Annotated in this window: 15 protein-coding genes; 8 read left to right on the forward strand and 7 right to left on the reverse strand. The window is 57.0% G+C overall.

Translation table 11 applies throughout. The annotated features are described in order from the left end of the window. Positions 1 to 99: 99 nt before the first annotated feature. The 5 genes from IC231_RS02465 (at position 100) to IC231_RS02485 (ending at position 8,533) form a co-directional block, all read left to right on the forward strand. Entirely contained in the window at positions 100 to 576 is a 477-nt protein-coding gene (locus IC231_RS02465; protein WP_190783025.1) for a MarR family winged helix-turn-helix transcriptional regulator, read from the forward strand. A gap of 156 nt (positions 577 to 732) precedes the next feature. After that, positions 733 to 3,141, forward strand: a complete 2,409-nt coding sequence (locus tag IC231_RS02470; RefSeq protein WP_190783026.1) for a 3-hydroxyacyl-CoA dehydrogenase/enoyl-CoA hydratase family protein — start codon at positions 733 to 735, stop codon at positions 3,139 to 3,141. 178 nt (positions 3,142 to 3,319) lie between these two features. Continuing rightward, positions 3,320 to 4,498 (forward strand): acetyl-CoA C-acyltransferase, encoded by a 1,179-nt coding sequence (locus IC231_RS02475; RefSeq protein WP_190783027.1) that lies wholly within the window; start codon positions 3,320 to 3,322, stop codon positions 4,496 to 4,498. Between the two features lie 396 nt (positions 4,499 to 4,894). Continuing rightward, a complete protein-coding gene (locus IC231_RS02480) occupies positions 4,895 to 6,682 on the forward strand; it encodes an acyl-CoA dehydrogenase family protein (RefSeq protein WP_190783028.1) in 1,788 nt (595 codons plus the stop codon). A gap of 426 nt (positions 6,683 to 7,108) precedes the next feature. Further along, positions 7,109 to 8,533: a Glu/Leu/Phe/Val family dehydrogenase gene (locus IC231_RS02485; protein ID WP_190783029.1), complete on the forward strand. Its 1,425-nt coding sequence runs from the start codon at positions 7,109 to 7,111 to the stop codon at positions 8,531 to 8,533. A 184-nt stretch (positions 8,534 to 8,717) separates the two neighbouring features. Here the strand turns inward: IC231_RS02485 and IC231_RS02490 are convergent, their stop codons facing one another. The 6 genes from IC231_RS02490 to mutY form a co-directional block, all read right to left on the reverse strand. After that, complete coding sequence (locus IC231_RS02490) at positions 8,718 to 10,151, reverse strand: hypothetical protein (RefSeq protein ID WP_190783030.1); 1,434 nt, start codon at positions 10,149 to 10,151, stop codon at positions 8,718 to 8,720. 30 nt (positions 10,152 to 10,181) lie between these two features. Further along, positions 10,182 to 10,304: a hypothetical protein gene (locus IC231_RS20155; RefSeq protein ID WP_262892750.1), complete on the reverse strand. Its 123-nt coding sequence runs from the start codon at positions 10,302 to 10,304 to the stop codon at positions 10,182 to 10,184. A gap of 580 nt (positions 10,305 to 10,884) precedes the next feature. Then, positions 10,885 to 12,984, reverse strand: a complete 2,100-nt coding sequence (gene recG / locus IC231_RS02495; protein WP_190783031.1) for an ATP-dependent DNA helicase RecG — start codon at positions 12,982 to 12,984, stop codon at positions 10,885 to 10,887. 69 nt (positions 12,985 to 13,053) lie between these two features. After that, positions 13,054 to 13,650: a gliding motility lipoprotein GldD gene (gene gldD / locus IC231_RS02500; RefSeq protein ID WP_190783032.1), complete on the reverse strand. Its 597-nt coding sequence runs from the start codon at positions 13,648 to 13,650 to the stop codon at positions 13,054 to 13,056. 150 nt (positions 13,651 to 13,800) lie between these two features. After that, entirely contained in the window at positions 13,801 to 14,229 is a 429-nt protein-coding gene (locus tag IC231_RS02505) for a single-stranded DNA-binding protein (RefSeq protein ID WP_190783033.1), read from the reverse strand. A gap of 90 nt (positions 14,230 to 14,319) precedes the next feature. After that, positions 14,320 to 15,387, reverse strand: a complete 1,068-nt coding sequence (gene mutY / locus IC231_RS02510) for an A/G-specific adenine glycosylase (RefSeq protein WP_190783034.1) — start codon at positions 15,385 to 15,387, stop codon at positions 14,320 to 14,322. Between the two features lie 217 nt (positions 15,388 to 15,604). On the opposite strand from mutY, the gene IC231_RS02515 reads away from it, so the two are divergent. From IC231_RS02515 to IC231_RS02525, 3 genes are all read left to right on the forward strand, one after another. Continuing rightward, complete coding sequence (locus tag IC231_RS02515; RefSeq protein ID WP_044014459.1) at positions 15,605 to 15,910, forward strand: HU family DNA-binding protein; 306 nt, start codon at positions 15,605 to 15,607, stop codon at positions 15,908 to 15,910. A gap of 82 nt (positions 15,911 to 15,992) precedes the next feature. Continuing rightward, complete coding sequence (locus IC231_RS02520; protein ID WP_190783035.1) at positions 15,993 to 16,907, forward strand: tetratricopeptide repeat protein; 915 nt, start codon at positions 15,993 to 15,995, stop codon at positions 16,905 to 16,907. A gap of 325 nt (positions 16,908 to 17,232) precedes the next feature. Further along, complete coding sequence (locus IC231_RS02525) at positions 17,233 to 18,846, forward strand: Rne/Rng family ribonuclease (RefSeq protein WP_190783036.1); 1,614 nt, start codon at positions 17,233 to 17,235, stop codon at positions 18,844 to 18,846. 96 nt (positions 18,847 to 18,942) lie between these two features. Here IC231_RS02525 and IC231_RS02530 read toward each other — a convergent pair whose 3' ends face one another. Continuing rightward, positions 18,943 to 19,617: a porin family protein gene (locus tag IC231_RS02530; RefSeq protein WP_190783037.1), complete on the reverse strand. Its 675-nt coding sequence runs from the start codon at positions 19,615 to 19,617 to the stop codon at positions 18,943 to 18,945. Positions 19,618 to 19,663 lie beyond the last annotated feature (46 nt).

A 19,663-nucleotide genomic window follows, 5' to 3' on the forward strand; every position in this document is an offset into this window, starting at 1 on the left:
TTTCGGAAAGCGGGGAGCTATGCCAAAACTTTTTTTGGCTAACTTAGTATGCAAGCATAACAGTTTTCTGTATGTTTACCGGACTTGCAGTACCTCCCCATGACTCCCGAAGAAACCGTCGATTATAACATCAAGGTTGCCTGGCACGCCATTTCGCGTATGTATAATACGCAGGCCGCCAAGCACGACATCACCACGAGCATTGGCTTCGTGCTGCTGAACATCGACCAGGAAAACGGCACGCCCGCTACCAAGATAGCCCCATTGCTCGGCCTCGAAACCCGCTCCCTGACGCGCATTCTGCGTTCCATGGAGGAGAAAGGCCTGATATATAAGCAAGCTGACACCCAGGACAAACGCTCGGTGCGCATCTTCCTGACTGAGGAAGGCCTGCGCGGCAAGGAAATTTCCCGCCAGACGGTGCGCCACTTCAACCTGAAGGTGCGCGACAAAATCCCGCAGAGCGAGCTGAACGTGTTCTTTAAGGTAGTGGCCCAGATTACGGGCATGATTGAAGGCAAAACCCTGTACGAAGACTTCAAACCGAAACCTTTGCGCTCCGAGTCGCCGGCTTAGCTAGGCGGCGCGGAGCTTTTTTTACGGGCTTGCTTCCGGCTAAGAATGGAAGTTTGCTTGCTTAGAAACTCGGCATGACGACTAGTTCAAGCCTGCGGCTGACAACTGGTAACTGACAACTAACAACTCATTTTCCCACCTCATTCCTCCCCACGAATGAACCGTACCATCAAAAAAGTAGCCGTATTGGGCTCCGGGGTGATGGGCTCGCGCATTGCGTGCCACTTCGCCAACATCGGTGTGCAGGTGCTGCTGCTCGACATTGCGCCCAAGGAACTGCTGCCCGCCGAGGAGGCCAAAGGCCTGAAGCTGGACAACCCGGCCGTGAAGAACCGCATCGTGAATGCCTCGTTGCAGGCAGCCGTGGCGGCCAACCCGTCGCCGCTGTACCGCAAGGCTGATGCCACGCGTATCAAGACCGGCAACTTCGACGATAACCTCAAGGACATTGCCGGCTGCGACTGGACGATTGAGGTGGTAGTGGAACGTCTCGACATCAAAAAGAGCCTGTTTGAGCGCGTGGAGCAGTACCGCAAGCCCGGTACGCTCATCACCTCGAACACCTCGGGCATTCCGATTCACATGATGACGGAAGGTCGTTCCGACAACTTCCGCAAGCACTTCTGCGGCACGCACTTCTTCAACCCGCCCCGATACCTGAAGCTGCTCGAAATCATCCCGACGCCGGAAACCGACAAGTCGGTGGTGGATTTCCTGATGCATTACGGCGACCTGTACCTGGGCAAAACCACGGTACTGGCCAAGGATACGCCCGCCTTCATTGCCAACCGCGTGGGCGTTTTCGCCATCATGGACGTGGTGCAGGTGATGAGCGAGCTGGGCCTGACGGTGGAGGAAGTGGACAAGCTGACCGGGCCGGTTATCGGCCACGCCAAGTCGGCCACGTTCCGCACCTCCGACGTGGTGGGTCTGGATACGATGATCAACGTGGCCAACGGCCTCGCCCAGAACCTGCCCAACGACGAAGCCAAGCACGTGTTCCAGCTGCCCGACTTCATCAAGAAGATGGCCGAGAACAAGTGGCTGGGCGACAAAACCGCCCAGGGCTTCTACAAGAAAGTGAAGGGCGCCAGCGGTAAGTCGGAAATCCAGGCTCTCGACCTAAACACGCTGGAATACAAGCCCAGCGCCAAGGTGAAATTTGCCACCCTGGAAGCCACCAAGCCGATTGAAAAGCTGGCGGACCGCTTCAAGGTGCTGGCCGCCGGCAAAGACAAGGCCGGGGACTTCTACCGCAAGACCTTCGCGGGCCTGTTTGCCTACGTGAGCAACCGGATTCCGGAAATCACCGACTCGCTCTACAAGATTGACGACGCCCTGCGCGCCGGCTTCGGCTGGGACCTGGGCCCCTTCGAAACCTGGGATGCCTTGGGCGTGCAGAAGGGTCTGGAGCTGGCTAAGGCTGAAGGCAAAACCGTAGCGCCGTGGGTGGAGGAGATGGTAGCTGCCGGCCACACCGCCTTCTACAAAGTGAGCGAAGCGGGCGTGAAGCAGTTTTACGACATCGAGTCGAAGAGCTACCAGGCCATTCCGGGCATGGAGAACTTTATCATTCTGGACAACCTGCGCGCCACGGGCAAAGTGCTGTGGAAAAACGCCGGGGCCTCGGTGCTCGACATGGGCGACGGTATCCTGAACGTGGAGTTCCACTCGAAGATGAACGCGCTGGGTTCCGACGTCATCCAAGGCCTATTGAAAGGCGTGGAGCTGGCCGAAAAGGACTTCCGCGGCCTCGTGGTGGGCAACGACGCGCCGAACTTCTCGGCCGGTGCCAACCTGGGCCTCGTGTACATGTTCGCGTTGGACCAGGAGTACGACGAGTTGAACCTGATGATTGCCCAGTTCCAGCAGGCCATGATGCGGATGCGCTACAGCAGCATTCCGGTGGTGGGCGCGCCCCACGGCCTGGCCCTGGGCGGCGGCTGCGAGCTGAACCTGCACTGCGACCGGGTGGTAGCGGCGGCCGAAACCTACATGGGCCTCGTGGAATTCGGCGTGGGCCTGATTCCGGGCGGCGGCGGCACCAAGGAAATGACTTTGCGCACCGCCCTCAAGTACGAGGAAGGCGAGCCGGAGTACAACCTGCTGCGCAACGCCTTCATGACGGTGAGCACCGCCAAGGTATCCACCTCGGCCCACGAAGCCTTCGACCTGGGCTTCCTGCGCCGCGGCGACGAAGTGGTGGTGAACTCCAACCGCGTACTGGCCCAGGCCAAAGCCGCCGCCATTGAGCTGGCTGAGGATGGCTACACCCAGCCGCTGCAGAAAACCAACATCAAGGTGCAGGGCAAAGGCGCCCTGGGCATGTTCCTGACCGGCGTACACGCCATGAAGGAAGGCCGCTACATCTCCGACCACGACGTGAAGATTGCCAACAAGCTGGCTTACATCATGTGCGGCGGCGACCTGAGCAGCCCCACCGAAGTATCGGAGCAGTACCTGCTGGACCTGGAGCGCGAAGCCTTCCTCAGCCTCACCGGCGAACGGAAAACGCTGGAGCGGATTCAGTCGATTCTGACGACCGGCAAACCCTTGAGAAACTAGAGCTAGAAGTTAGTTCCCCTCCTTGGAAAGGAGGGGCTAGGGGTGGTTGAATGACGCCAGAACAATGCTAGAGCTAACTCTAACTATCGTTCAACCAATCAACCACCCCCAACCCCTCCTTTCCAAGGAGGGGAGCTAGCCAACCTCTACTTCCCCACCTTCTCTTAGACTTGAAACCATGAACGCATATATCGTAGCCGGTTACCGCACGGCCGTTGGCAAGGCCAACCGTGGCGGTTTCCGCTTCACCCGCCCCGATGACCTCGCCGCCGACGTCATCAAGCACCTGGTGGCCTCGGTGCCCCAGCTGGACCCCACCCGCATCGACGACGTGATTGTGGGCAACGCCGTACCGGAGGCCGAGCAGGGCCTGCAGATGGGCCGCCTGATTTCGCTTCTGGCCTTGCCGATGAACGTGTCGGGCCTCATTGTGAACCGTTACTGCGGCTCCGGCGTGGAAACCATTGCTATGGCCGCCGGTAAAATTGCCGCCGGCATGGCCGACTGCATCGTGGCCGGTGGTACCGAGAGCATGAGTCTGGTGCCCACCGTGGGCTGGAAAACCGTGCCCAACTACAAGCTCGCCCAGCAGCACCCCGACTACTACCTCGGCATGGGCCTCACCGCCGAAGCCGTAGCCCAGGATTATAAAATTACCCGCGAAGACCAGGACCAGTTCGCCTACAACTCGCACCAGAAGGCCATCAAAGCCATTCAGGAAGGCAAGTTCAAGGAGCAGATTGTGCCCGTAACCGTGGAGGAAACCTACCTCGACCAGGCTACTGGCAAAAAGAAAAACCGCTCGTTCGTAGTCGACACCGACGAAGGCCCCCGCGCCGATACCTCCCTGGAGGCGCTGGGCAAGCTGCGCCCGGTGTTTGCCGCCAACGGCTCGGTAACGGCCGGTAACTCGTCCCAGACTTCGGATGGTGCTGCCTTCGTTATCGTCATGTCGGAGCGCATGGTGAAGGAGCTGAACCTGGAGCCGATTGCCCGCATGGTGACCTACGCCACCGAAGGCATCGACCCGCGCATCATGGGCATGGGCCCCATCAAGGCCGTGCCGAAGGCGCTGCGCCAGGCCGGCATGAAGCTTCAGGATATCGACCTGTTTGAGCTGAATGAGGCCTTCGCCTCCCAGAGCCTGGCCGTAATGCGCGAGCTGGACATGGACCAGAGCAAAGTGAACGTGAACGGCGGCGCTATTGCCCTCGGCCACCCGCTGGGCTGCTCCGGCGCCAAGCTCAGCATCCAGCTGTTCCACGAGCTGCGCGCCCGGGGCCAGAAATACGGCATGGTAACCGCCTGCGTAGGCGGCGGCCAGGGCGTAGCCGGCATCTACGAGCTGCTGAAGTAGCACATGCTTTAGCTTGTGCCGTGGGCGGCCCGAAGCCCAGCTTCGGACGGAAAACTCAGCCGCTCACGGCACAAGCCAAAGCTGCGTGGTCAGAACGGTGTAGAGACGCAACATTTTGCGTCTCGTCGTTGCTGACGTTGTTCGATAGGCTCATGCCTACTCGTTCAACTAGGAGTCGCAAAATATTGCGTCTCTACACGTTCTGCCGAACCGCAAAAAGAAACCCCACATCAAACTGGGGTTTTCTTTTCGTGAACTAGTCGGCAAGCATAACAAATTTTTGTATCTTTCGGTACGACAAAACAACGGGGCTTACTTGCCGGTAAATAGTAGGTAAGCCGAGTAGTTTCTCTTCTTTTTGACTTCGAATTTTCCCACATCAACCCTCACCCGGTCATGGAAGTAACCAACCAACTTGTGAAAGGCGGCGAGTTTATCATCAAGGAAACCGACGCCCAGGACGTATTCACGCCCGCCGATTTTTCGGAGGAGCAGAACATGATGCACCAGACCGCTCTCGACTTCGTGGAGAAGGAGGTGACGCCGCTGCTGGACCGCCTCGATAACCACGAGGAAGGCCTCATGCGCGGCCTGATGGAAAAGGCCGGCGAGCTGGGCCTGTTCGGCGTGAGCGTACCCGAGCAATATGGCGGACTGGACATGGACTTCCCCACGTCGCTGCGCGTGACGGAGGGTGTGGGTGGTGGCCACTCGTTCCCGGTGGCCTTCGCGGCCCACACGGGCATTGCCATGCTGCCTATTCTGTACTTCGGTAACGAGGAGCAGAAGGCTAAATACCTGCCAGGCCTCACCAACGGTGAGCTGATGGGTGCCTACTGCCTCACCGAGCCTGGCTCCGGTTCCGACGCCCTGGGTGCCAAAACCAAAGCCATGCCCACCGAGGACGGCGAGCATTACGTGCTCAACGGCCAGAAAATGTGGATTACGAACGGTGGTTTCGCCGACGTATTCATCGTGTTTGCTCAGGTGGATGGTGACAAGTTCACCGGCTTCATCATCGAGAAAGAAACGCCCGGCCTGAGCCTCGGCAACGAGGAGCACAAGATGGGCATCAAGGGTTCCTCGACCCGTCAGGTGTTCCTGTCCGACGTGAAAGTGCCGAAATCGGCGGTGCTGGGCGAGATTGGCAAAGGCCACCTCATTGCCTTCAACATCCTGAACATCGGCCGCATTAAGCTGGCTGCCGCTTGCCTGGGTGCTACCAAAATGGCCGCTACGCTGAGCGTGAAATACGCCAACGAGCGGGTGCAGTTCAAGCTGCCCATCAGCAAGTTCGGCGCTATCAAGTACAAGCTGGCCCAGCAGGCCGTGCGGATTTACGCCGTAGAATCGGCTATTTACCGCGCCGGCATGGACATCTTCCGCATGGAGCAGGAGCTGCTCAGCAAAGGCCAGAGCCACAACGAGGCCCTGCTGGGGGCTGCCCGCGAGTTTGCTGTGGAGTGCGCCATTCTGAAAGTGGAAGGCTCAGAAGTGCTCGACTACGTGGTGGATGAAGGCGTACAGATCTACGGTGGCTACGGCTTCTCGGCCGATTACCCCATGGACCGCGCCTACCGGGATTCGCGCATCAACCGCATCTTCGAGGGTACCAACGAAATCAACCGCATGCTGGCCGTCGACATGATCCTGAAGAAGGCCATGAAAGGCGAACTGGACCTGATGGGTCCGGCCCAGGCCGTGCAGCAGGAGCTGATGGCCATTCCGGACTTCAATCTGGAAGAGGAAACCGGCCTGTTTGCTGCTGAGAAAAAGACCATTGCCAAGCTGAAAAAGGCCATCCTGATGGTAGCTGGTACGGCCGTGCAGAAGTACATGAACTCGCTCGCCAAAGAGCAGGAAGTACTGATGAACATTGCCGACATGGCCATCAAGGTGTACACCGCCGAAAGCACGTTGCTGCGCGTAGAGAAGGAAGCCGCCACCAAAGGCGAGGAGGCCGTTTCGACGCAAATCGATATTGCCCGCGTGTACCTCTACGACACTGTGGACCAGGTGAACAAGTTCGGCAAAGACGCCATCGCCACCATGACCGAGGGCGACGAGCAGCGCCTCTTGGCCATGGGCCTGAAGCGCTTCACCAAAGCCGACCTCTACAACGCTAAGGAGGCCCGTCGTCGCATTGCCGACCACCTCATTGCCGCCAACGAGTACACCTACTAAGGACCACTGATTAACACGGATTTTTCGCGGATTTCACGGATTTTGTGGACGGTGCTGGCAGGCGCTTTCTGCGGGTCGTGAAATCGGGGAACCTCAGGAAACAGCAAGCCGCTCCCGGTTCGGGGGCGGCTTGCTGGGTTTTTGGCCTGTTGTCATTCCGACCAAAGGGAAGAATCTGGGTGATACTACCCGAACGATGTAGAGACGCGACCCTTCGCGTCTCGGCGTCCGCGCCGTTCTGGCCTTTGGTTAGCGTGTGAGATGCTGGGGCCGTTCGGGCCGTTCGCATAAACAACATCAGTAATGACGAGACGCAAATACGCGTCTCTACCTCGTTCTGGCGGCCTGAAAAACGCAGTTTGGCACAACGCCGACGGCCGGGCCGCCGTTTGCTGATACATCTCCCACCTTCAACTCCCTCCAGCTATGGCCAACGAACAGGTACAGGGCAAGGACTTTTACGAGAGCGTGCTGCGGTTTTACGACCACGCAGCCAGCTTCTCCAAGCTCGACCCCGGCATTATCGCCCAGATCCGGGCCTGCAACAGTATTTATAAGGTCAACTTTCCGGTGGAGGTAGACGGCCACGTGCAGGTGTTCGAAGGCATCCGGGTGCAGCATAGCCACCACAAGTTGCCCAGCAAGGGCGGTATCCGGTACAGCGTGTATGTGGATGAGGAGGAGGTAATGGCCCTGGCAACCCTGATGACGTTCAAGTGTGCCCTGGTGGACGTGCCCTTCGGCGGCGCGAAAGGCGGCGTGAAAATCAACCCGCGCACCACGCCCGTCAACGTTCTGGAGCGCGTAACGCGACGCTACGCCAGTGAGCTGATCAAGAAAAATCTCATCGGCCCGGGCATGGACGTGCCGGCGCCAGATTATGGTACCGGCAGCCGCGAAATGGCCTGGATTGCCGATACGTATATGACGTTCAAGTACGGCGACACCAACGCGCTGGGCTGCGTGACCGGTAAGCCCGTGGGGCAGGGCGGTATCCGGGGCCGGACCGAGGCCACGGGCCTGGGCGTATTCTATGGTCTGCGCGAGTTGCTACTTGATGAGCCTATGCTGAAGAAAGCGGGCCTGAGTAGCGGCATTGCGGGTAAGCGCATCATCGTGCAGGGCTTGGGCAACGTGGGCTACTACGCGGCGCATTTCTGTCAGGAAGAAGGCGCCCTCATCACTGGCATTGCAGAACGGGAAGGCGGCATCTACAGTGAAAAGGGCCTCGACGTGGCGGCCGTGTTCAAGCACCGCCAGGAAACGGGCTCTATCATGGGCTTCGCAGGTGCGCAGGATGTGGCTGAGTCGCTGGATTTGCTGGAGTACGAGTGCGACGTGCTGCTGCCCGCCGCCTTGGAAAACCAGATTCACGAGGGCAATGCGGCCAATATTAAAGCCAAAATTATTGCCGAAGGAGCCAACGGCCCCACCACGCAGGGCGCCGAAAAAATTCTGCTGGAGAAAGGGATCATCATTCTGCCCGACCTGTATCTGAATGCTGGTGGCGTGACGGTGTCGTACTTCGAGTGGCTGAAAAACCTATCGAACGTGCGCTTTGGCCGCATGGGCAAGCGGGCTGAGGAAGGCGCTATGCGCCGTTTGGTAGCTACCATCGAGCGCACTACCGGCAAAACCATCACGCCGGAAGAGCGCCAGCAGATCGTACACGGCGCCGACGAAATCGACCTCGTGCGCTCCGGCCTTGAGGATACGATGATTACCGCGTACCAGTCCATCCGCAAGGTGATGGAGGACATACCAGGCATCACTGACCTGCGTACGGCCGCCTTCTACAGCGCCATCGAGAAAATCGGCGTCAGCTATCAGTCCCTAGGCATCTTTCCATAAACTGACTGAAATACCAGCATACAAAAAGCCGCTCCCGGAAACAGGAGCGGCTTTTTGTATGCTGGCACTGTCATGCTGAGCTTGCGAAGGACCCTAGTACGGTAGAACGCGTCGTTCGACGGTAACTCCAACATGATAAGGTCCTTCGCAAGCTCAGCATGACAGTGCCAGCTAAGTCCGAGGTTTACTTCACCACAATCTTATTCAGCATGAGGGCCGCTGATTTTTTGCTGGGGCGGCTTACGCCCACGAGGGTTTTGGTATCAAGCCAGCCGGTGAAATCCTTCACGTAGGACGGGTTCTGGTCGGCGGCCACGTTCAGGCCCAAGCCTTTTGGCCCCGATACCACGCCCGTCTGCGCGTTTACCCGGCGCAGATATAGATCGGACTTGTTCTTGAGTTTTTCCCAGGTTACAAACTGAATGTCCTGCCCGAATACGGCGGCGCGGTAGCCAATGCTGCTGAAACCCTCGGTGGCGGGAGCTACCTGGTCTTTGGCGATAATGCTGTGCCAACTGGGTGCCTGAAACTCATTATACCCAAACAGGTGCAGTTCGCGGGTATGGCCGGGCGAGTCGTCTCCGCCTTCCTCATACTTCTTCTCCGCTACCACTACCAACTGCTTCTCCTCTGAAACAAGCAGGTCTGTGAGATACACGTCTTCCAAGCGCTTAGCGCTGGTCGCGCTGGCTTTGTTGGTTTCGGCCAGGTACTCGGGAGTGAAGCGGAACTCCGGGGCAAACTTCATATCGCCCTCGGCTGAGAAGTCGAACTTGACCACTTTCAGGCTATAGTAGAGTCCGCTTTCCCGTTCGTTGCAAATAGCGGCGGCGTAGAGGGTGTTGTCGGGCTGTAGCAGAAACCTGGAGTCAAACACGTTGACGACTTTGCCCCCGAAAACACCGCCAACTGCCACCGACATTACTTTGATATCATTGCTGGTATTGAGGTAGCGGCGTACAGTGAGCTTCTTCATCTCGTCGCTCACCAGCGTCACGTACTGCGTGCCGTCGTTGCCGACGTGGATGGTAGTGGAAAAGAAAGCCCCCTGGTCACTGAAATCGTAAGCGCGGTCTTTCACTTTGGTCAGCTTCTCATCATAGATGCTGGCGCTGATAGACCTGATTTGTACGTCGCGGGTGAGGTAGCGCCATGCAACCAGCTTGCTGCCATCGGGGGAGAAAGCCACGCCGGGGCGCCGGTCGCGGATGCCGGTTTCTATCAGCTTCTTTAGCGGCGCCTTCTGGCCGTTGCTCAGGTCGATGGCCTGTGCCGTAAGTGTCTGGGAAGCCCCGTTTTTCTGATGAATCACGACGACAGCCTGACTATTGCTGCTGGCAAACCCGTCAATGGCCTGTTCGGTAGTTAGAGGCAATGGGGCCGTCCATTGCAGCTTGAGGTCGTTGTCGTAGCGTTCTACAGCATACTCCGTAGCCGACTTATGCGCCAGAATAAGGAAGCCTCCTTTGGCCAACGGCAGCGTTTTGCGAGCTACACGCTGGTTGTAACGGTCATCAGACTGCTCCGGCAGGTAGCTGAAAGCAGCTGACTTTACTTTCTGTGCCCATACCACTGTGGGCGTAAACAGAAGGCCCCAAGCCAGGGAGCTGGCAGTCAATAGATATTTAAAACGCACAGTGAAAGCAGGTTACGTGAAATAATGGACAAAACCCAAAAAAATGTATTCTCCAAAGGTATCCAACTCCCGGCTCTCGCCGTACACGCCCCGCACCCATTTGGGCAACCGGCCGTTGGGTAACGATTTGTTCATGCTTCCATAACGCAGGGAAGGTCACTTTTGCGCCTGCCCTCCGTTTACTTTGCAGGCAGAATGCTAAACGAAGCCTGCCCGGAATAAGAAGGCAACGTACTGTTTACCTACTCACTGAAAAATAAGTAGACAGCACTTTTCTTACTCCAGAGCATTGAACAAGGGTTTTCAACTGCTGCAAGGCTTACTGGTAATCAGAAAGCTGCCAGCGGAGAAGAAATTTGGCCTTAACTTTGTTCCGCCGCGCTTTCGCTAGTCGGGGCAGCTACACACTCAATATGAAATCTTTACTTCGCTTCATTGTCCTCTTCGCTCTCATCATCATCGGTAAGGTAGCAAAAGAACCATCAGGTCTGTCGGATATGGCAAAAGCTGTACGCTCGGTCCAGTTGGTTCCAGCTCAGCCGGTGTCACTTCTGCAGCAGCTCACAGTCCAGTCCGGCGCCCCGGCGGGGGATTCCCAGTGGCATATCCTGGAGCCTGTCAGCAAGTCAGCTACAAGCTTTCAATAGAGTTTTCGGTAAGCGGCCGTTGCAGGCCGCTTTTTTTATGCCCGCTCTGCAACGGCCTGCGCAGAATGCTAGCTGATTCGGCTCCAGTTGACGGCCGTAGCGGGTAAGCTCTCGATGTGCCGCCGGATGGGCTGATTATCGGGCTTGGCCAAGGCTGGGTCGTCGTTGAGCAGCGCCTGGGCCGCAGCCCGGCTTTCCGTCAGAATGCGGCCATCCTTGGCCAGATCAGCAATGAGCAGGTCCAGCACACCGCTTTGCTGGGTGCCCATCAGGTCGCCGGGGCCGCGCAGCTTCAGGTCGATGTCGGCAATTTCGAAGCCGTTGTTGGTGCGCACCATGGTTTCGATACGCGTACGGGAGTCTTTGCTGAGCTTATAGCCGCTCATCAGAATGCAATAGCTCTGCTCGGCGCCCCGGCCCACGCGGCCGCGCAGCTGGTGCAGCTGCGAGAGGCCGAACCGCTCGGTGCTTTCAATCACCATGACAGAGGCATTGGGCACGTTCACGCCTACCTCAATTACGGTAGTGGCCACCATAATCTGGGTTTTGCGCTCCACGAAGCGCTGCATCTCGGCATCCTTTTCCGCCGCCGACATGCGCCCGTGCACGATGCTGATCTGGAACTCCGGGAAGGCGCGGGCAATGCTTTCGTAGCCGTCCATAAGGTCCTTGTAGTCGGCCATGGCTTCGCTTTCCTCAATCAGCGGATACACGATGTACACCTGCCGCCCCAGGTTGATCTGGTCGCGCAGGAAGCCGAAGACCTTCAGGCGGTTTGAGTCGAAGCGGTGCACCGTGACGATGGGCTTACGGCCGGCCGGCAACTCGTCGATGACGGATACGTCCAGGTCGCCGTAGAGCGTCATGGCCAAGGTGCGCGGAATGGGCGTCGCCGTCATCACCAGCACATGGGGTATCACGTGCGGATTTTTCTGCCAAAGCTTGGAGCGTTGCGCTACCCCAAAGCGGTGCTGCTCATCCATGATAGTGAGGCCCAGATTGCGGAATTGCACCACGTCCTCGAGCAACGCGTGCGTACCGACCAGCATGTGCATCTCGCCGGAGCGCAGCTGCTCGTGCAGCACGCGCCGCTCAGCCGTTCGGGTACTGCCCGTCAGCTTCCCAATTTTCAACCCCAGCAGGTCAGCGTACTGTTTCAGCCCCACGTAATGCTGGTCGGCCAGGATTTCGGTGGGCGCCATCAGGCAGCTCTGCGCGCCGTTGTCGGCCGCCATCAGCATGCTGATGAAGGCCACAATGGTTTTGCCCGAGCCTACGTCGCCCTGCAGCAGGCGGTTCATCTGCTTGCCCGAGCAGAAGTCCTTATAAATGTCGTGGATAACGCGCTTCTGGGCTCCGGTCAGGTCAAAAGGCATCACCTCTTTGTAGAAATGCACCAAGGAAGGCACTTCCCGGAATATTTGTCCGGCCAACTCTACTTTGCGTTGGTCGCGCTGGCGCAACAGTTTGAGCTGCACGTAGAACAGTTCCTCAAACTTGAGCCGGAACCGCGCCGCCTGCAGCAATTCGGTACTTTGCGGAAAGTGAATCTGTTGGTAGGCGGTGGCCTTATCCATCAGTCCATATTGCCGCACCAGGTCTTTCGAAAGCGTTTCGTGCACCTGCGGCAGCGCCAGCTTCAGCAGGTCGAATACCATGCGCGCAATGGCCTTGCTATCGACGCGGTGGTAGTTCTTGAGCTTCTCCGTCGTGTTGTAGACGGGTTGCAGATAACTCTGGCCGGGCTTGGCTTCAGTTACTTCCTCAAGTTCCGGATGCGCCATCTGGGGCCGACCGTTGAACATCGTAGGTTTGCCAAATACAATGTACTCCTGGTGGTTTTTGATGATCTTCTCCAGGTAGTTCACTCCCTTGAACCACACCAACTCAAGTTCGCCGCTGGCGTCCGCTAGTTTGGCCACCATGCGTTTCTTGGGGCCTTCGCCTACTACTTCACGGTTGCGCAAAATGCCTTTCACCTGCACGTAAGGCAGATCGTCGTGCAGGTCGCAGATGTTGTAGAACTGGGTGCGGTCGAGGTAGCGGAACGGATACCGTTGAATTAAATCACCATAGGTGAACAGGTTCAGCTCTTTTTGCAGCAACTGAGCCCGCTGCAGCCCCACGCCGCGCAGGTATTCAATCTTGGTCTGAAAGAAATTACTCATTTACTAGCTGTTAGCGAATGGCTGATAGCTGTTAGCTTGAGAACATACAGGGAGGCCATAACCGCTATGCTACTGATATTTCAGGGTGTTCAGGAGCTGTACAATGTCCTTTTTCACGTAGTCAATCACCGGCGCCAGCGAGTCGTTGGCGGTGGCGGTACGGAAATACAGCGCGCCGCGGAAGAAGTGTTTTGTGCTGTCGGTGGTATAAAACTGAAACTGACTGGGCACTTCGCCTTGCAACTCGAACACCGCTACGCGCATTCCGTTGGGCGTTTTCAGGATGTTTTCATCAATGGCAGTAGCCTTGATTTCGTGCTTGCTGGTGAGCTTGCGGGCATCTTCCAGCAGCTTGGTGTAGAGTTGCGGCTTGCCGGCAATGTTGGCATACGTAATCTGCACGTTGGCCTGCAGCTTTGGATAGTACACGTTAATCCAGTGGGGCTGCGCCAGATAGGACGAGTCGCGCAGGACCCTGGCATGGCGCGAATACTGGAACGTGTAGGGGTGGCCCGGCGCCAGCTGCTGGTAGGCATGCGGTGGCAGATCAATGCGGTTATAGCCTTTCGGCTTGGGCGTATAGTCGCCTTCAGAACCAGATGAAGTGCAGGCGGTGGCAAGCAGCCCCAGGGCTGGCAGAACGCAGAAGAATCGGAAAGCAGGCATTGGCGGCAATGCAGAAGTACAACCCAAAGGTAACGCGAAACCCAACGTGAAAATGCCGGGCACTGTCCTGTCGTTGCCACAGGTTTCGGTAACAGCTGTAACGCAAAAAGCCCTGGCTGCGTGCCAGGGCTTTTTTTGTGCGTAGCCGGATCAGAAGGGCAACTGGTCCAGCTCGGGCTCCTGCCGGAAGGTTTGGGGCGCTTCCGTGGCAGTTTCCTGCAGGGTGTTGTGGCTTTCGGCGCCGTGCGGCCGGCCACCTAGCATGGTTATTTCGTCGGCAATAATTTCGGTGATGTAGCGGGTCTGGTTGTCCTTATCCTGATATTGGCGCGTCCGGATTTTGCCTTCTACATATACCTGCTGGCCCTTTTTGAGGTACTTCTCTGCCATTTCAGCCAGGCCGCGCCACGCTGCAATGTTATGCCATTCGGTCCGCTCGATGCGGGTACCTTGCTTGTCACGGTAATATTCGTTAGTGGCCAGCGTGAAGTTTGCCACGCTGCTACCGCCTTCAAGGTGGCGCACCTCCGGGTCTTTGCCCAGATTTCCTACTAAGATTACTTTGTTGATGCCTGCCATGGTTAAATAAAGAAGTGAAGAAGTAAGAACTGCATTTATCTTGATTTAAAGATATTAAAATTTGTCAACAACTCCAAGTAAATTAGCTTGTTATTTCAATGTATTGCCAATATAATTAGCAATGAGAATCGGCTTAGGTAGCTCTTCCACTTCAGCACTTCCGAAAGCAGCCAATCCGGTTAATTGCAGGGCCTGAACAGGCAGCGGTGCCTGTAGCCACACGACATGAAACCGGGCTTCCACTTTCTGGTGGCTCAATACATGGCGCAATGCCTGAGTGGGCTCCTCAGCCCGCCGCACATCTATCTGGCCGCCTACCGCCTCAACGGCTGCTAATAGCGCTGCTGCTGGCAATTCCCCCGAGTCGGTTTCCTGCAGGTGAAAGTCGTAGAGGCCTTCCCAGATGTCCTTGGGCCCCCGCTTGCGCATGTACAGCGTGTCGGCGTGGCGTAGCACCAGATAGTGAAAGAAGCGGGTGCGGGCGGCTTTGGCTTTGCTCTTCACCGGCAGCTCGCTCACCATACCGTGCTGGAACGCATAGCAGTGGCTCTGCAGCGGGCAAAACAGGCAGTCGGGTTTTAGGGGTGTGCACTGGATAGCGCCAAACTCCATAACAGCCTGATTGAATTCCGCTGGCCGGTCCGCCGGAATCAGGGTATCGGCCAGTTGCTGGAAGATTTTGCGGCTGGCCGGGGCGGCAATATCCTGCGTAATACCAAACACACGGGCCAGCACCCGAAACACGTTGCCATCCAGCACCGCCACCCGCTCATCGTAGGCAAAAGAGGCAATAGCCGCCGCTGTATACTGGCCCACGCCCCGGAGCTGGAGTAGCCCGGTATAGGAGGTCGGAAACCGCCCACCATACTCGCGTACTACCTGCTGTGCCGTGTGGTGCATATTGCGGGCGCGGCTGTAGTAGCCCAGGCCCTGCCAGTGGCGTAGCACTTCATCCTGAGGCGCAGCAGCCAGATCCTGCACCGTCGGATAGGAGTTGATGAAGGTGAGGTAGTAGGGCAGGCCCTGCTTTACACGGGTCTGTTGCAGGATCACCTCCGACAGCCAAATAGCATATGGGTCGCGGGTGTGGCGCCAGGGTAGGTCGCGGCGATGCCGTGGGTACCATTCCAAGAGAGCCTGTGCAAAAAAGGGGGGCATAATAGAAGAGAGGGAATGATTCAAGCGTTTGAAAAAGAATAAGTTGTATGGTTTTTAGAAGCCCGTTTCTATTGCTGTGAAAACTATTGCAAAACCAAAAAAGGGGGCTACCTTTGTGGCCCCAATTCGCAAGCGAACAGCTTACCGGGCAAGGGCTTACGTCTTGAATTGGACTTTTTGCCCAGCATTCATTTTTCACCCCATAGTACCTACCAGCGTGACTAAAGCAGAAGTAATCGCCGAAATTGCCGACAAGACTGGCATTGAGAAAGCAGACGTTTCGGCTACCGTGGAAGCCTTCTTCAAAGTCGTGAAGGATTCGATGGCCGAAGGCAACAACATCTACGTACGCGGCTTCGGCAGCTTCGTAAACAAGAAACGCGCGAAGAAAGTCGCCCGCAACATCTCGAAAAATACGTCGATCATCATTGACGAGCATTTTATCCCGAGCTTTAAGCCGTCGAAAACGTTCATCGGCAAAATCAAGAACAGCAAAAAAATCAAGGAACTGGCTAACGCCTAAGCTTCAGGCTCAGGCATAACGCACTGCTGGCGGCGCCGCTGGGCATCCTGCTTATGGAAGCCCGGCGGCCTGCTTTTTTCGGATGGCTACACGCACCAACTCACATCAGCTGATTCTGCTTGCCGTCGCTCTGGCGTTGGTAGCCGGGCTGTTTCTGCTGCCCAAGGTGATTGTCAAGCCTAAGGAAGGCAAAGGCGACCTGGCTCAGAATGCTGCCCGTACTGCCAACCGCGACAATGGCGCGGCAGCCCCTTCTACCGCTGAGTTGGACGAGCACGGCCACCCGGCCGGTAGCCACGACGAGTCCGGGCCTACACCTGAGCAGCCGCACATGGTGATAGCGCCGGCACAGCGCCGCGAAATCAACGGACTGCTGGCCAAGTACTCGGCTGAAAAAGACCCAATTGCTAAGCTTCGTGTAGCCTCTGATCTGGCTATCAAGTATAAGGCAGTGGAAAAGTTCGACAGTGCCGGCTACTATCTGGAGCAGTTGGCGCAGGCCCGCCCCGGCGAGCAAGCCTGGAAGCGGGCGGCTGATGCATACTTCGAGGCGTTCAGCTTCGCAGCTACGCAGGAACGCCAGAAGCAACTGGGTGCCAAGTGCCAGGAGCTTTACGGGAAGGTGTTGAAAAACAACCCGGAAAACCTGGATGCCAAAACCAACCTGGGTATGGCCTTCATGGCCAGCGAAAACCCGGTGCAGGGCGTGGTGCTGCTGCGCGAAGTATTGGCCATTGATCCGCAGAACGAAAAGGCCATTTATAACCTTGGTCTACTCTCGATGCAGAGCAATCAATACGAGAAAGCAGTGGAGCGTTTTCGGGAGCTAACGAAGGTAAATCCTGAAAACGTCAACGGACAGTTTTATCTTGGCGTCGCGTTAGCTCAGACCGGAGCGAAAGAAGATGCCCGGAAAGCCTTCCAGAAAGCCAAAAGCCTGAGCACTGACCCCGGCCTGACGGCCTCGGTCGACGAGCAGCTTCAGAAATTGAATTAAGTACCTTTTCTACTAACCCTTAACCTCATCAAACATGCCCTGCGGTAAAAAAAGAAAGCGCCATAAGATTGCTACCCACAAGCGGAAGAAGCGCCTGCGCAAAAACCGTCACAAGAAGAAGTAATCCCTTTCGGGGTCTGCTGGCAGGGTATTTCGCCTAAGAAATGCTCCCTGTCTATCTCTCATCTTGTATCCCCGAGAGTGGCTACTAGTTCGCTTTCCCCGAGGCTTGCAAGGGAAGCCGGTACCCGCGCGTACCGGCTTCCCTTTGCCGGTTTCGGGGCGGACTCTACCGCTACCCGGGACTACCTAACAACCCAATCCATTGAGTAACGAATTAATAATTAATTCTACTCAGGAAGGAGAACGGATTGCCCTGCTACAGGACAAGCGGCTCATCGAATATCATTTCGACCGCAACGACACCAATTATTCGGTGGGCGACATCTTCCTGGGCACGGTCAAGAAAGTTATGCCCGGTCTGAACGCTGCGTTTATTGACATCGGGTACGAAAAAGATGCGTTTCTGCACTACGGCGACCTGGGCGAGCAGTTTCCCTCGCTCACTAAGTGGGTGCGGGGCGTACAGTCGCAGAAAACGGCGGTAGCCGCGCTCAAATCCTTTGGCCTGGAAAAGCCACTGGATAAGGTGGGCAAGATTGCCGATACGCTTAAAAAGAGCCAGCAGGTGCTGGTTCAGATAGTAAAAGAGCCGATTTCAACCAAGGGCCCGCGCCTGTCCACCGACATTTCGATGGCAGGCCGCTACTTGGTGCTGGTGCCGTTTTCAAACACCATCAGCGTCTCGAAGAAAATTGTCAGCAAGACGGAGCGGGAGCGGCTTAAGCGGCTCATTGCCTCCATCAAGCCCGACAATTTTGGCGTCATTATCCGGACGGTAGCCGAAGGCCGCGAGGTAGCGGAACTCGACCGGGACATGCAAAGCATGGTGGGCAAGTGGGAGCAACTCTTCCAGGCGTTGCGCGTCGCTAAGGAGCGCGACAAGGTGCTGGGAGAGCTGGGACGCACGAGCTCCATGCTGCGTGACATGCTCAACGAGTCGTTTGACGCCATTACGGTGGACACAACGGCCCGCTACGACGAAATCCGGGGCTACCTGGAGCAGATTGCGCCCGACAAGCTGGGCCTGCTGAAGCACTACACCGGTAAGGTGAAGGTGTTTGAGCATCTAGGGATTGAAAAGCAGCTGAAAACGCTGTTTGGCAAAACCGTGACGGTGCCCGGCGGCGGCTACTTGGTAATTGAGCATACCGAAGCCCTGCACGTCATCGACGTCAACTCCGGCAACAAGAGCAACCAGGAAAGCGACCAGGAAGCCACTGCTCTGATGGTGAACATGCTGGCCGCCAAAGAGGTGGCCCGTCAGCTGCGGCTGCGCGACATGGGCGGCATCATCGTCGTCGACTTCATCGATATGAAGTCGGGGGAAAGCCGCAAGAAAGTGGAGGACGTCGTGTATCAGATCATGAAACACGACAAAGCCCGCTTCACGATTCTGCCCATCACCAAGTTCGGGCTGCTGCAGATTACGCGGCAGCGCGTGCGCCCGGCCGAGAAAATCGTGACCGGCGAGGTGTGCCCCACCTGCGGCGGCACGGGTAAGATTTCGGCTTCCATTCAGGTGACGGACGAAATCGACAACAGCATTGAAGATTTGCTGGTGACGCAGAATCAGTCGGGCATTACGCTGCACGTGCATCCGTTCCTGCATGCGTACTACACCAAAGGCCTCGTGAGCCGGCAGATGAAGTGGTACCTCAAGTACTACAAGTGGATCAAGGTCACGAAGGATACCAGCCTGGGCCTGACCGACTACCGCATTGAGGATGAGCACGGCGAGGAAATCGAGCTGCACTCAGCCGCTGCGGCTATGGCCCGCCTGCAGGACCGCGAAATTGAGATTGAAATCACCGATTAAACAAGCGTAGTTGTCTGCGACAACCCCTCCTGAAGAGAAGAAAAGCCCACCTTGCAGCTTGCAAGGCGGGCTTTTTTGTGGCTGGTGAGTGGCTGGTTAAAACTTCAGGCCCAGATCCAGGCGGAACTCGCTGTTCTTAAGGGACACATCCGAGAAATCCCGCTCATTCTCGAAGTACTTTTCGATGTTCAGCAGGCCGCGGTGGTAGCTGACGCCGGCAAATACCTTGGTGCTCTGGCCCACCTGATATTCTACGCCTGTGCCAAGCAGCACCGCCGCATCCGGCACAATTACGTGGTCGGAAGCTTTGGTTTCGAGGTTGTTTTTGCCGGGGTCGGCATAGCGCTTGTTGCCGTTGATCTTGCCGGCAATGGCCGCATTCAGGGAGCCGCCCAGCTGAAAATAGAGCTTGGTGTCGGTGGCAATATCGTTGGTGAAAAGCTTTACCGTAACGGGTACCTCAATGTACTGCAAGCCCAGCTTCTGCTCGTAGCGCAGGTTGGTGGCCGGGTCGTAGTAGCTGAACTTGCCCCCCTTGCCCGTGAGCATCACGCCGGTGCTGAAGGCATAATTCTGCCCGAAAAAGTAGTCCACTACAAGGCCGCCGCCGATGGTGAGCTTGCTGCCTTCGCTCTGGAAACCCAGGGCACTGGGCGACTCGGTGCGCAGACTGGTGATGGAAGGCGAGAGTTTCAGCCCGATTTCAACCTGGGCCGAAGCCGTGGCGGCCGATGCTCCAACAAGGAGGGCGGCGAGAATCATTTTTTTCATGGCAGAAGTAGGCTAGAGTAGGCGTTGGATACGAAGCTACGTCGTC

It is taken from the genome of Hymenobacter duratus (assembly GCF_014698995.1).
Taxonomy (GTDB): Bacteria; Bacteroidota; Bacteroidia; order Cytophagales; family Hymenobacteraceae; genus Hymenobacter; species Hymenobacter duratus.

Coding starts and splice junctions, on each gene's coding strand:
- gldD (WP_190783032.1), bottom strand. CDS start 13,650: ATGCCTGCTTTCCGATTCTTCTGCGTTCTGCCAGCCCTGGGGCTGCTT.
- mutY (WP_190783034.1), bottom strand. CDS start 15,387: ATGCCCCCCTTTTTTGCACAGGCTCTCTTGGAATGGTACCCACGGCAT.
- IC231_RS02485 (WP_190783029.1), top strand. CDS start 7,109: ATGGCCAACGAACAGGTACAGGGCAAGGACTTTTACGAGAGCGTGCTG.
- IC231_RS02505 (WP_190783033.1), bottom strand. CDS start 14,229: ATGGCAGGCATCAACAAAGTAATCTTAGTAGGAAATCTGGGCAAAGAC.
- IC231_RS02475 (WP_190783027.1), top strand. CDS start 3,320: ATGAACGCATATATCGTAGCCGGTTACCGCACGGCCGTTGGCAAGGCC.
- recG (WP_190783031.1), bottom strand. CDS start 12,984: ATGAGTAATTTCTTTCAGACCAAGATTGAATACCTGCGCGGCGTGGGG.
- IC231_RS02520 (WP_190783035.1), top strand. CDS start 15,993: ATGGCTACACGCACCAACTCACATCAGCTGATTCTGCTTGCCGTCGCT.
- IC231_RS02480 (WP_190783028.1), top strand. CDS start 4,895: ATGGAAGTAACCAACCAACTTGTGAAAGGCGGCGAGTTTATCATCAAG.
- IC231_RS20155 (WP_262892750.1), bottom strand. CDS start 10,304: ATGAACAAATCGTTACCCAACGGCCGGTTGCCCAAATGGGTGCGGGGC.
- IC231_RS02465 (WP_190783025.1), top strand. CDS start 100: ATGACTCCCGAAGAAACCGTCGATTATAACATCAAGGTTGCCTGGCAC.
- IC231_RS02530 (WP_190783037.1), bottom strand. CDS start 19,617: ATGAAAAAAATGATTCTCGCCGCCCTCCTTGTTGGAGCATCGGCCGCC.
- IC231_RS02470 (WP_190783026.1), top strand. CDS start 733: ATGAACCGTACCATCAAAAAAGTAGCCGTATTGGGCTCCGGGGTGATG.